Source organism: Bradyrhizobium sp. STM 3566 (assembly GCF_045571445.1).
Taxonomy (GTDB): domain Bacteria; phylum Pseudomonadota; class Alphaproteobacteria; order Rhizobiales; family Xanthobacteraceae; genus Bradyrhizobium; species Bradyrhizobium vignae.
On sequence record NZ_CP120692.1, the window covers coordinates 6,922,689 to 6,935,797 of the forward strand.

The window sequence follows — 13,109 nt, forward strand, 5'->3', positions numbered from 1 at the left end:
GGACGCGCGCGATGAAATGCCTCGCCATCGTGGTTGGACGCGGCAGGGAAGGAACCGGTTCGATTGGGGTTTCCGCGGGCGCCGACGCGGCGGCACCATGGCCGCTGAACGCTTTGAAGTCCCTTTAGGCCTGGGTCGGCGCGCCCTGGCCGAAGATGCGCCGGAGCAGATCGGTCACGTTGCGGGCGCCGGCCTTCTTCAGGATGCTGGCGCGATAACCTTCGACCGTCCGGGCGCTCAGATGCATCCGCCGGGCGATCTCCTTGTTGGTGAGACCAACGGCGAGATGCTCGAGCACGTCGCCTTCGCGCTCGGTCAGGGGCTCGCAACCGGGCAGCCAGCATTGCCGGATCGCTGCGGGCTGGGCGAACTCATCGATGGCGGCATCAATCCGGCCGACGACGTCGTGGGTGCGGAACGGCTTTTCGATGAAGTCGGCCGCGCCGCTCTTGATGGCGTCGACCGCCATGGCAATGCTGCCGTTCGCGGAGGTCACCAGTACCGGCGCCATGCAGTTCTCGCCGCGCAGCCGCTTGAGCACCTCGAGGCCAGAGTGATCGGACGGCAGCTCCAGCAGCACGCAGGCCGGCATCCGCGCCTTTGCTGCAGACAAGAGAGACGCACCGTCGGCGAAACAGATCACCTCATAGGCGTTCTGTTGGAGCGCGGTCGAAAGTTGTTCGCGGGAGGCAGCGTCGGTATCGACGACGAATATCTCACCCTTGGAAAGCATGTTTCCCGGCACGATCCCGATCCAGCAATGTCCTGGTCAAATGGCCCGAGACGGTAGCCGGCTCCATCGCCCTGCCGCACCGTCGTCAACACGGCATTCACGCCCGTGCTTCGGTCTTCCCCTATGTATGTTCCGTCCCGTTCCTGGATTTGACTGACCGGGACAGAAATTTTACATTTCGGGACATCCTTGGGAATGGCTGGCAGGAACGGTTCGCATGACCGACCTCATTCGCAGCTCAAGCCTGAGTTATTATCCGGAGGTTGCCCGGTCAGTCGGGCTCGACCCCATGCAGATGATGCGCAAGGCGAGGCTGCCGCCAGCCTGCCTCGACAAGCCCGACACGCCCATTGCCGTCGCCGCCCTGCGCCGTCTGCTCGAATTGTCGGCGGAGGCGTCCGGCTCCGAAGATTTCGGCTTGCGTCTCGCCGAGCGCGGCGGCCTGATCAATTTCGGCGCGGTCAGCCTGATCGTGCGCGAACAAGCGACCGTCGGTGAGGCCATCGATGCGTTCTCGCGCTTCATCCATATCCATGACGATGGCATGCGACTGGACGTTGCGCGCGGCAAGCAGACCGTGACCGTCGCGATGCATCTGCGTGGCCGGCACCCGAGCGCGTCGCGCCAGTCGATCGACATGGCGCTCGGCAGCGTCCACCGCATCATCCAGTCGCTGTTCGGTCACGACTGGCGGCCGCAGGAGGTGCACCTGCATTATCCACCGCCGCACGACCGCAAGCGCTACCGCGAATTCTTCGGCTGCCGCGTGGTCTTCAACGCGAAGCATGACGCGATCCTGTTGTCGGCGCACGATCTGGGACGCCGGATCCCGAGCGCGCATCCACTGATCGCGAATTACCTACGCAAGCGGATCGAGGCGATTGAAACACGGCCCGCAAGCTGGGAGCAGAAGGTCGACGAGGTCGTACGCCTCCTGCTCGCCGGCGGCGACTGCACGGTCGAGCGCGTCGCCGAGCATCTTGCCTGCACCCGCCGCACCATCCACCGCCGCCTCGCCGCATCGGGCACCAGCTTCTCGGCCATCCTGGATGCGCAACGCGCCGATCTCGTGACCCGGCTGATCGACGACCCCGGCCGGCCGCTGACGGACATCGCGGTGCAGCTTGGCTTCTCCGCGCAGAGCGCCATGGCGCGCTGGTTCCGCGGCCGGTTCGGCTGCACCATCACCGACTGGCGCAAGGGCGTGCGGCCTCTCACCGTGCCGCCCTCGGCGACTGCAGCTTGAGTTCAGCGAGCCGGCGCCGGCACGCCCATCGTGGCGACGGCGCGCCAGCGTGAATCCGGCAAAAGCTTGTCGCAGCGCAAACACTCTTATCGTGATCGGCGCACACTGCACCCGTCATCAAAACCTTTTCAGATGAAGGATGCTTCCGACGTTGACCCGCAGAGCCGCATTGATCAGCGCCGCCCCTGAATCTCTTCGGGACGCGCAGACCGTATCGTCATGCGCGCCCCCTTCGCGAAGCCTCAGGTGTTCTGAAGCCTCAGGTGTTCTTCAGCGCGATGCGGAATTCGGCTTCGGTCTTGGCCTTGACCTCGTCGAGCGAGACGCCGTCGGCAAGTTCGATCAGCGCCATGCCGCCGTCGCCGTGCTTGTCGATGGTGAAGACGGCAAGATCCGTGACGACCATGTCGACCACGCGTTCGCCGGTCAGCGGCAAGTTGCACTTCTTCAGCAGCTTCGGACCATCCTTGGCGGAATGCTCCATCACCACGACGACGCGCTTGACGCCAGCGACGAGATCCATCGCGCCGCCCATGCCTTTGACCATCTTGCCCGGGATCATCCAGTTGGCGAGATCGCCGTTCTGAGCCACCTGCATGGCGCCGAGGATCGAGAGATCCATGTGGCCGCCGCGGATCATGCCGAAGGAATCCGCGCTGGAGAAATAGGACGTCGAGGGCAGCTCGCTCACGGTCTGCTTGCCGGCATTGATGAGATCGGCGTCTTCCTCGCCCTCATAGGGGAACGGGCCCATGCCGAGCATGCCGTTCTCGCTCTGCAAGGAGACGTCCATGCCGTCAGGGATGTAGTTCGAGACCAGCGTCGGGATGCCGATGCCGAGATTGACGTAGTAACCGTCACGCAATTCCTTCGCGGCGCGCGCAGCCATCTGTTCACGGGTCCAGGCCATCTTGGTCTCCTGTCGATTCTTTAGTGGCGCATGATCTGATCGGAAAACCGGCTTCCACTTTTCCGGATCATGCGCTGGGGCGCGGGCGGGTGTTGCGGAATTCGATGCGCTTCTTGGCCGTACCGACCTCGACGATGCGCTTCACGAAGATGCCGGGCGTATGGATGTGGTCGGGATTGAGTTCACCGGCCGGAACCAGATGCTCGACCTCGGCCACGGTGATCTTGGCGGCGGTCGCCATCATCGGGTTAAAATTGCGCGCGGTCTTGCGGTAGATGAGGTTGCCGGCGGTGTCGCCCTTCCAGGCGTGCACGATGGCGAGGTCGGCGAACAGACCGCGCTCCATCAGATATTTCTCGCCGTCGAACTCCTTCACTTCCTTGCCTTCGGCGATCAGCGTGCCGACGCCGGTCTTGGTGTAGAAGGCCGGGATGCCGGCGCCGCCGGCGCGGATGCGCTCGGCCAGCGTGCCCTGCGGGTTGAATTCGAGCTCCAGCTCGCCGGCGAGGAATTGCTGGGCGAACAGCTTGTTCTCGCCGACATAGGACGAGATCATCTTCTTGATCTGGCGGGTTTCGAGAAGGCGGCTGAGGCCGATGCCGTCGACGCCGGCATTGTTGGAGACCACCGTCAGGCCCTTGACGCCGGACTCCCGGATCGCGTCCGACAGCTCCTCGGCGATGCCGCAGAGGCCGAAGCCGCCCGACATGATCATCATGTTGTCTTTTAGAATGCCTGACAGCGCCGACTTGGCGTCGGGATAGACCTTATTCATGCAAAAAACCTCGACTGAACCTTCGGCTTGCAGGCGTCGCGCCTTATTGGCGGCGATTATTAGGCGAAATCGTCCGAAGCCGTCAATGATACGGGGTTCTCCGCTCCGCCGCTGGGTGATAGAAGCTGCCCACGCCGTGGGCATAACCGTGCCGCGGCCTTGAAAGCGTCAAGAAAACCCATCAAGTTGCGGGGGTTGGGCGTGGGCGCGCAGGTTTCCCGGCCCGCCCTTCTGGCTCCAGCGACCAACCCGATCAGGACATGCCATTGACCATGGCCCAAGGAATGAAGCGCCTCGGGACGCCGATCGCGGCGCTGCTCGGCGTCGCGCTGATCGCCCTGATCGCGACCTCCTGGCTCATCAACCGCGACGCGCTGCGCAGGGCGGTCGAAACGCAGATCCGCGACGTCACCGGGCTCGAGCTCAGCGTCGCGGGCAGCATCGACATCTCGGTGCTGCCGGCGAGCTACATCTCCTTCCACGACGTCGGCCTCAAGGGCGGCGGCACCAGCGCTCCCGCGCTCCAGGTCGAGGTGCTCACCGCGAATTTGCGGCTGCTGCCGCTGCTGCTGCAACGATTCGAGATCGCCGACCTGATGCTCCTGCGGCCACGCATCCACGTCAGCCTCAAACCGGACGGCGAGAGCAACTGGACGCCCTTCATCCAGACCATCGCACGCACCATGAAGCCCGGGGCGGAGAACCAGGTCTCGTTCTCCGAAATCCGCATCCAGGACGGCGTGCTCGACTACGAGGACCCCGCCACGCATGCCACCGAGAAGCTCGAGGACATCGACCTGTCGCTGGCCTGGCCTTCGATCTCGCGCTCCTTTGCTGCGACCGGACAGTTCGACTGGCGCGGCGAGCGCGTCGACGGCTCGATCAGCTTCTCCGATTTCGTTGCCGCCCTCTCCGGCGACCGGTCCGGCCTGAAGGCGCGAATCGCCAGCGCGCCGGTCAAGCTCGCCTTCGACGGCAGCGTCGCCAATCGCACCAGCCCGATGATGGAAGGCACGCTCACGGTCGACAGCCCGTCCCTGCGCAACGCGCTGCGCTGGACCGGGCAGCCGCAGCCCGGCAGCGGCGGCTTCGGCCGCTTCGCGCTGAAGGCGCGCGCCAACGTCGTCGGCGCCTCGATCGCGCTCACCAATGTCAATGTCGAGCTCGACGGCAATGCCGCCGAGGGCGTCATGACCTACGCCAACAACGGCCGGCAGACGCTGCAGGCGACGCTCGCCGCCGACGCGCTCGACTTCACGCCCTATATCTCGACGTTCCGCCTGCTCGCGAGCGGCGCGCGCGACTGGAACAGGCAGCTGTTCGATCTCAATGGATTGTCGACCACCGACCTCGACATGCGCCTGTCGGCTGCAAGGCTGACGGTCGGGCCGACGAAGCTCGGCCGCACCGCGATCGGCGCCAATTTGCGCAACGGCACGCTGGCGCTCTCCGTCGGCGAGGCGCAGGTCTATGGCGGGATCGCAAAGGGCTCGTTCGGTATCGCGCGGTCCGACACCGTCGCCGACATCAAGGCGCAATTCCAGTTCACCGACGTCGATCTCCAGGCCTGCGCCACCGAACTGTTCGGTCTCAACAAGCTGTCAGGCCGCGGCAACATCAACGTCTCGCTGCTCGCCTCCGGATCGAGCCCGTTCGGCCTCGTGCAGTCACTCGACGGAAGCGCCACCGTGACCGGGCATGACGGTGCGATCTCGGGCTTCAACGCCGAGCAGCTCCTGAAGCGGCTGGAGCGGCGGCCGCTGTCGGGCGGCGGCAATTTCCGCAGCGGCTCGACGCCCTACGACAATCTCACCATCGCCGTGAAATTCTCCGACGGGATCGCCACCGCCGAGGACATCCGCGTCGAGGGGCCGGCGACGAAGATCACGCTCACCGGCACCGCCTCGGTGCCGGCACGCGAATACGACATGAAGGGCGTGGCGAGCCTCAACGGCGCGTCGGGGTTCGAACTGCCCTTCGTGGTGCAGGGCCCCTGGGACGATCCGCTGATCTTCCCGGATCCGGAAAGCCTGATCCGCCGCTCGCCGGCCTCCGCGCCGCTGCTCGACATGCTGAAGGACCGCAAGGGGGGTGACGCCGTGCGCTCCGCAATCGAGCGCATCACCGGCACCGGAAAGCGTCCCGCACCGGCGGAATCGCCGACGGCGGAGAACGCCAAAGAGAGCGCCAAGTCCAACTAACGCGCTCTGTCGGGTTCGGCACTTCAGCGCCACGGGCTCGATTGCTTGATTGGACATTGCGAGCGGCTCGATCGCAACGTGCCGTCAAGCGGCCGATTGCGTGGTCGCGATCCAGCTTTTATCCTCCCGCACCGCCGTTGCCTCGCCGGTCTTCATTCCTGCCGCGGGCGTGAGAGTGCTGCCTTGTCCCAGCTCACGGGCCAACACCTCGCGATCACAGGCGTCCTCCCACAGCGAAATGGTAATGGATGCGACACAGTTGCTGATCATGCTGGTCAGCGCCCGCGCCTCCGACATGAAGCGGTCGATGCCGACGAGCAGCGCCACGCCGGTCACGGGCAGATCCGGCATGACAGAGAGGGTGGCGACAAGCGCGACGAAGCCGCTGCCGGTGACACCGGCGGCCCCTTTGGACGTCAGCAGCATCAGTCCGAGCATTGCTGCGATCTGCCCCCACGACAGGTGAATGTCACAGGCTTGCGCGATGAAGATGGACGCCAGGGTGAGATAAATGGCGCTGCCGTCCAAATTGAAGGAATAGCCCATCGGCAACACGAGCCCCGACACGCCTTTCCGGCATCCAAGCTGCTCCAGCTTGCGCAGCGCTCCAGGCAGCGCCGGCTCCGACGACGACGTGCCGAGCACGATCAGCAGCTCTTCCTTGAAGTAGCGGATCGTCTTCCACAGGCTGAAGCCGTTCAGCCGCGCCAGCGCACCCAGCACGACCACCACGAAGACGGAGCAAGCGATATAGAAGGTCAGGATCAGCAGTCCGAGCGACCCGATCGAACGGATGCCGTAGCGGCCCACGGTGAACGCCATGGCGCCGAAGGCGCCGAGCGGGGCGAGCTTCATGATGAAGCCGAAAGACACAAACAGCACCTGTGAGAACGAGGCGACTGCCTTCGTCACCACGACACCCCCATCGCCGGCACGGCTGAGGCCAAAGGCGATCAGGATGGAGATCAGCAGGACCGGCAGCACCTCACCATCGGCGAACGCTCCAAAGAACGAATGCGGGATGATGTGCAGCATGAAGTCCGCGAATCCGGTCGCACCGGCCTGCTTGGTGAATTTCGCGGCCACCGATGGGTCCAGCGTATTGACCGCAACATGCATGCCGGCGCCCGGTTGGATCAGGGACACTGCGATCAGCCCGGCCAGCAAAGCGAGCCCGGTCAGCAGGTAGAACAGCGCCATGGATTTCACCAACGTGCGGCCGACCTCGCGGGAATCGCTGATGCTGTTGATGCCGCTGACGATGGTGCAGAACACGATCGGCGCGATCATCATCTTGACGAGCTTGACGAAGCCGTCGCCAAAGGGCTTCAGCGCGGCGCCAAATTCAGGCCAGAAATGGCCCGTGAGGACACCCAGCATGAGGCCGATCAGCACCTGGACATAGAGAATCCGGTAGAATGGCTTTCCCGCCTCGGTGCTCGGATGCCCAACCGGTGCTTCCTTTTGCATTCTCGTTTCTCCCATGGCTCTGATTGTTCTTGATGGTTTCGGAAGCGGCGGGCTTCAGGCCGCCAGCACCGAATGAGTCACGTGCGACCGACGGGCAAAGACGTGGCCCTCAAAGATTCGCCGAGCTGTTCGCAGCACCCGTGCAACCGGGCCGGGCTCCAGCCTGACCACGAGCTGGCCGGAAGGATGGGCAAGCGTGATCGGCACCGGCGGCGCCAGTGATCCGACCATCTCTGCCGCGATCGTTCCAGGCGTGACGCACGCCGTCGCGATCGCGACGGCGCCGGTCACCGCCAGCGCGTTGTGACAGTCATGCGGCATGAAGTACCTGACGTTCAACGTCGCCTCCCTCGCGGGCGCAATCAGAACCGGTTTCGGGATCACCATCGTTGCGGGATCCGGAAAGCCCATCCGGCGCCCCGCCTCGATGCGCAAGTCTTCAAGACGCGCGCGAAAGCGGCCGTCGATGAAGTCAGAGGGCGCCTCACTGCCGGTCCATCCCAGATCCGCCGCGCGGACCAACATGACGGGCATCGCCGCGTCGAGGCAGGTCACATCGATCCCTTCGATGCGGTCGACCGGACGTCCCGTCGGCAGCAGGCGGCCAGTGCGTGCACCGGCCGCGTTGGGGAACGACAGTTCGATCGGCGCGGCCGTCCCCGGAACACCGTCGATCCGCGCCTCGCCGTCGTAGGTCACGCGTCCTGCGGGTGTCGGAACGGTCGCGTCAATGAACTTGCCGGTATTGACGTTGTGGATGCGCACATGGGTGCGATCTGCCGCGGCGGCGACCAGTCCGGCTTCAATTGCGAACGGCCCCACAGCCGCCAGCATGTTCCCGCAATTCGGCGAGGTATCGACGATCCCCTCTCGAACCCGCACCTGGGCAAACAGGTAATCGACATCGGCGCCGGCCACCGTTGCCGGTCCGACGATCGCGACCTTGTTGATGACGGCATTGCCGCCGCCGATCCCATCGATTCCAAGGTCGTGTCCTCCTCCCATCACGGACAGCAGGACCGCGTCGCGGAGTTTGGGGTCGGCCGGAAGATCACGGGCCAGGAAAAACGGCCCGCGTGAGGTTCCCCCACGCATGACCACACAGGGAATGGCAATCTGATCGTTCATGGAGCTCTTCCGTTTGGCGACATCTTCGCGCGAGCCAGAGCATCCTCCGGCAGAACTCTTTTGTGAAATGCAAATATCTGAGGTATTATTCCGGTTATCGATATAATTGGAGGCTGCCGCCATGAACGCAGAACTGCTCGACCTCAAGGCGTTCATCACCGTGGCGGAGACGGGAAGCTTCGTCCGCACCGCGAGGGCGCTGAACCTGTCGCAGCCGGCGCTGAGCCGACGCATTCAGAAACTGGAAGAAGGCCTCGGTGCGCCGTTGCTCGAACGGTCGACGCGCCACGTCAATCTCACCATGACCGGCCGCGACTTCCTGCCGAAGGTGCGCCGCCTCATCGACGAGTTCGAGACCTCGGTGCTCGCCATCCACGATATCGGCGCGCGCAGTTCAGGCCTCGTCTCGGTGGCTGCGGTGCCGACGGCGGTGTTCTACTTCCTGCCGCGTGCGATCGGCCGATTTGCCGAAGCGTATCCGCGCATTCGCATCCGGATTCTGGACATCGGTGCCAACGAGGGATTGGAAGCGGTCGCACGCGGAGAAGCCGATTTCGGCATCAACTTCATCGGCGCTTCGCATGCGGAAATCGAATTCGAGAAACTGGTCGAGGATCCTTTCGTCCTGGCCTGCCGCCATGACCATCCGCTGGCATCGCGCAAACAGGTCAGCTGGTCGGAAATCGTGTCGCACCGGGTCATCACGGTCGGTCGCAACAGCGGCAATCGCGCGCTGATCGACAATGCGCTGGCGCGACATGGCCTGCAGCTGAACTGGTCCTATGAAGTCGCCCACCTCTCCGGTTCGCTCGGCCTGGTCGAAGCGGGACTTGGCATCGCCGTGCTGCCGAGGCTCGCGACGCCGGCGGCCGGCCACCCCATCATTCACACGGTTCGGTTGGTCGAGCCGGAGGTGTCGCGGACGATCGGAATCGTGCGCAGGCATGGGGCGACACTATCTCCTCATGCCAGCCAATTTCTCAAGATGCTGCTCGAGGCATGGCGCTCGCCTTCCCGGACGAGCGGACAAGGCAGGCCACGATCCCGATCCGCTGACACGAGCCCGAATGCCGCTTCGACCGGCCTCAAAGGGAAACGATGACAAGGCCACGAGGCGAATTGATTGGCATGCATTGATGCGAGCTTTGGATCAATGCGCGAATTCGCCACAGCCCCTCCACCCCCAGGACATTGGTCTGACAAGAAGTCGCTAGATCGGAGGACGGCCATGCGCTAGTGTTTTATACGACCGGTTAAAACACCGGCCGTTTGAGGGAGAAAAACGTGAAATCCAAGGTTATTGGCGCAGTATCATTGGCGGTCGCTGCGGTTGGGCTGTTTGCCGCCACTGCACCCGCCTTTGCGCAGCAGAAGACGATCACGGTCTGGTGGGGCAAGGGCTTCTATCGTTCCGAAGACGACGCGCTGCTGGAGACGATCAAGAAATTCGAAGCCAAGACCGGCATCAAGGTCGAATTGTCGCAATACGCGATCCAGGACATGATCCCGAAGACGGTCGCAGCGCTCGATGCCGGCACCGTTCCCGATGTGGCTTATTCCGATTCCTATGACGTGCAGGCGCAGGGCAAGTGGGCCTATGAGGGCAAGCTCGAGGACCTCACGGACATCATGGAGCCGATCAAAGACCGGTTCGTGCAGAACACGCTCGATGCGTCGATCCTCTACAATGATGTCACCAAGAAGAAGGCCTATTATGGCTTCCCGCTGAAGCAGCAGAGCATGCACGTCCAGATCTGGAACGACATGCTGGAGAAGGCCGGCTTCAAGCAGAGCGATATCCCGAACGACTGGACGGGTTATTGGACGTTCTGGTGCGACAAGGTGCAGCCGGCGATCCGCAAGGCCACCGGCCAGCGCATCTACGCCGTGGGCCAGCCGATGGGCGTGGAATCCACCGACGCCTTCCAGTCCTTCTACACCTTCATGGATGCCTACCACGTCAAGCTGGTCGACGACGACGGCAAGCTGCTGGTCGATGATCCCAAGGTCCGCGACGGCCTGATCAAGGCGATGAAGGACTATACCGACACCTACATCAAGGGCTGCACCCCGCCGTCCTCGACCACCTGGAAGGATCCCGACAACAACGTCGCCTTCCACAACAAGACGATCGTGATGACCCACAACTTCACGATCTCGATCGCTGCGAAATGGTACGAGGATTCCCAGAATCAGAACCTCACGCCGGAACAGCGCGAGGCCGGCAAGAAGGCTTATGAGCAGGACATCATCACGGCGTCCTTCCCGAAGGCGCCGGATGGTTCGACCATCAAGTACCGCTCCGACGTCAAGACCGGTCTGATCTTCACCGCGGCCAAGAACAAAGCCGAGGCCAAGCAGTTCATCAGCTTCCTGCTCCAGGAAGAGAACGTCCGTCCCTATATCGAGGGTGCGCTCGGCCGCTGGTTCCCGGTGACGAAGGAAAGCCAGGAAAGCCCGTTCTGGCAGGCTGACAAGCACCGCAAGGCCGTCTACACGCAGTTCAAGGGCGGCACCGCGGCGTTCGACTTCACCAAGAACTGGAAGTTCACGATTCTCAACAACGAGAACGTGTGGGCGAAGGCGATGAACCGCGTCGTCAGCGAGAAGGTTCCGGTCGACAAGGCTGTCGACGAACTGATCGCCCGCATCAAGCAGGTTGCAGGTTAGTCATCGGCCCCTCTCCCCGCGTTGCAGGGAGAGGTATAAGAACAATACCGGCCGCGTTTCGCGGCCGGCTTCTCTTTGAAGAGTCCGAAAATGGCAATCACGCTCTCTGGCGATCAGGCAATTCCCGGCCCGCCCCTGTCGTCGCGGCTGAGCCCGGCGCAGGTCTGGGGCATCATCCTGCTCGCGCCCTATCTGCTCGTTTTCCTGGCCTTCGTCGTCTATCCCGTCGGCTACGGCTTGTGGCTGGCACGCGCGCCGGAAAACTACGTCGCGCTCTACAACGATCCGATCTTCGCGCGCGCCGCGGTCAACACGCTGATCTTCCTGGTCATCGGCATTAACATCAAGATGCTGATCGCGCTGTTCCTGTCCGGCTTCTTCGCGCAGCAGCGCACCTGGATCAAATGGCTCTCGGTGATCTTCATCCTGCCCTGGGCGGTGCCGTCGATCCCCACCATTTTGTCGGTGCGCTTCATGCTCAATCCCGAGTGGGGCATGATCAACCATTTCATCTTCTCTCTTACCGGCGATGACGGCCCGAACTGGCTGAACGATCCGACAGTGGCGCTGAGCATGGCGATCGCCGTGCACATCTGGAAATCGCTGCCGTTCTGGACGTTGATCCTGATCACCGGACGCCTTGCGATCTCGCACGATCTGTTCGAGGCCGCCGAAGTGGACGGCGCCAGCTGGTGGCAGAAGTTCCGCTACATCACCTGGCCGTCGATGCAGACGCTGTACGTGACCTGCACGCTGCTCTCGATGATCTGGACGCTGGGCGATTTCAACAGCGTCTACCTGCTCACCGGCGGTGGCCCGGCCGACCTCACGCACGTGCTGTCGACGCTCGGCATCCGCTATCTCCGGCTCGACCAGCTCTCGCTCGCGATGGCCTCCATCGTCTGTGCGATGCCGTTCGTCCTGCCGCTCGTGTACTTCATGATGAAACGGTTGTCGCGATGAAGCTTCCCTCTCTCCGTGACGTCGCGACGGAAGCGCGGCTGCTCCTGATCGGCATTCCCGTCTTCCTGTGGACGATGATCCCGATCTATCACATGTTCCTGTTCGCGATCTCCCCGAAGGAGGACGCGTTCTCGGGCAAGCTGTGGCCGGACCATCCGACGCTGCACAACTTCGAGATCGTGTTCAAGCAGCAGCACTATTTCCTGCGCGACTTCTACGTCCAGTTCTGGAATTCGACGCTGATCGCGGCATCCGTCGGCGTGCTGACGCTGTTCATCGCCACGGCCGCGGCGTTCTCGATCTCGCGGCTGAAGGTGCCGGGCGGACGCATGGTGCTGAACCTCGCGCTCTTCACCTACTTCATCCCGGCGGCGTTCCTCGCGGTGCCGATGTATCGCACCATGGGCAATTACGGCCTGCTCAACAATCACTGGTCGCTGATCCTGGCCATGGTGACGATCGCCTCGCCTTACGCGATCTGGGTGCTCAAGCAGGCCTCCGACAAGCTGCCGGTGGAGCTGGACGAGGCCGCGGTGATGGACGGTGCCACGACGCTGCAGATCTTCCGACTGGTCTATCTGCCGCTGATGATGCCCTCGCTGGTCGCGATCGGCACCTATGCGGTGCTGCTGGCCTGGAACGAATATCTCTACGCGTTCCTGCTGCTCTCGAACGATCGCGAGATCACGCTCCCCGTCGCGCTCGGCAACTTCCTCGCCGCGGACGACTCGCCGTGGGAGCTGTTGATGACGACCGGCTTCATCTACGCGCTGCCGCCGGCCGCGGTCTACTACGCCTTCCGCCGCTACATGGTGGGCGGGCTCACGGCGGGTGCGGTGAAGTCCTGAGTGCGTATCGAGGCGGCTTCGGTTCACCTCCCCCCGGCGGAGAGAGGTCGGATTGCTTCGGCGCGCAATTGCGCGCCTGAGCAATCCGGGTGAGGGGCCGCAGCGATCAGCGAGACCTCAAGCCCTCACCCGGATCGCATCTTTGATGCGATCCGACCTCTCCCG

At 63.4% G+C, this 13,109-nt stretch carries 11 protein-coding genes; 6 read left to right on the forward strand and 5 right to left on the reverse strand.

Going from position 1 to position 13,109, the window contains the following annotated elements; genetic code table 11:
• Positions 1-124 precede the first annotated feature (124 nt).
• Complete coding sequence (locus P6U27_RS32865) at positions 125-733, reverse strand: response regulator transcription factor (RefSeq protein WP_174221652.1); 609 nt, start codon at positions 731-733, stop codon at positions 125-127.
• Between the two features lie 217 nt (positions 734-950).
• Between P6U27_RS32865 and P6U27_RS32870 the strand changes: the two genes are divergently transcribed.
• Positions 951-1,979, forward strand: a complete 1,029-nt coding sequence (locus P6U27_RS32870; RefSeq protein ID WP_129144622.1) for an AraC family transcriptional regulator — start codon at positions 951-953, stop codon at positions 1,977-1,979.
• A gap of 259 nt (positions 1,980-2,238) precedes the next feature.
• On the opposite strand, the gene P6U27_RS32875 is transcribed toward P6U27_RS32870, so the two are convergent.
• The gene (locus P6U27_RS32875; protein ID WP_122405581.1) at positions 2,239-2,889 is read right to left on the reverse strand and encodes a CoA transferase subunit B; all 651 of its coding nucleotides are present in this window, start codon (positions 2,887-2,889) and stop codon (positions 2,239-2,241) included.
• Positions 2,890-2,956: 67 nt separating this feature from the next.
• Positions 2,957-3,664: a CoA transferase subunit A gene (locus tag P6U27_RS32880; protein WP_122405582.1), complete on the reverse strand. Its 708-nt coding sequence runs from the start codon at positions 3,662-3,664 to the stop codon at positions 2,957-2,959.
• A gap of 272 nt (positions 3,665-3,936) precedes the next feature.
• On the opposite strand from P6U27_RS32880, the gene P6U27_RS32885 reads away from it, so the two are divergent.
• Positions 3,937-5,865: an AsmA family protein gene (locus P6U27_RS32885; protein ID WP_209295134.1), complete on the forward strand. Its 1,929-nt coding sequence runs from the start codon at positions 3,937-3,939 to the stop codon at positions 5,863-5,865.
• An 84-nt stretch (positions 5,866-5,949) separates the two neighbouring features.
• Here P6U27_RS32885 and dctA read toward each other — a convergent pair whose 3' ends face one another.
• Positions 5,950-7,335, reverse strand: a complete 1,386-nt coding sequence (dctA, locus tag P6U27_RS32890; protein ID WP_129144620.1) for a C4-dicarboxylate transporter DctA — start codon at positions 7,333-7,335, stop codon at positions 5,950-5,952.
• Positions 7,336-7,389: 54 nt separating this feature from the next.
• Positions 7,390-8,463 carry a 4-oxalomesaconate tautomerase gene (locus tag P6U27_RS32895; protein WP_407193365.1) on the reverse strand — a complete coding sequence of 358 codons (1,074 nt, stop codon included), beginning with the start codon at positions 8,461-8,463 and terminating at the stop codon, positions 7,390-7,392.
• 121 nt (positions 8,464-8,584) lie between these two features.
• Here P6U27_RS32895 and P6U27_RS32900 point away from each other — a divergent pair, with 121 nt between their 5' ends.
• The 4 genes from P6U27_RS32900 to P6U27_RS32915 all read left to right on the forward strand — a co-directional run bounded on the left by P6U27_RS32900 (position 8,585) and on the right by P6U27_RS32915 (position 12,944).
• Entirely contained in the window at positions 8,585-9,565 is a 981-nt protein-coding gene (locus P6U27_RS32900) for a LysR family transcriptional regulator (protein WP_129144618.1), read from the forward strand.
• Between the two features lie 182 nt (positions 9,566-9,747).
• Positions 9,748-11,133, forward strand: coding sequence for an ABC transporter substrate-binding protein (locus P6U27_RS32905; RefSeq protein ID WP_122405586.1), 1,386 nt, complete (start codon positions 9,748-9,750; stop codon positions 11,131-11,133).
• 90 nt (positions 11,134-11,223) lie between these two features.
• Entirely contained in the window at positions 11,224-12,096 is an 873-nt protein-coding gene (locus tag P6U27_RS32910) for a carbohydrate ABC transporter permease (RefSeq protein ID WP_122405587.1), read from the forward strand.
• Positions 12,093-12,944 (forward strand): carbohydrate ABC transporter permease, encoded by an 852-nt coding sequence (locus tag P6U27_RS32915; protein ID WP_122405588.1) that lies wholly within the window; start codon positions 12,093-12,095, stop codon positions 12,942-12,944. Before P6U27_RS32910 ends, P6U27_RS32915 begins: the two co-directional genes overlap by 4 nt.
• Positions 12,945-13,109: the final 165 nt, after the last annotated feature.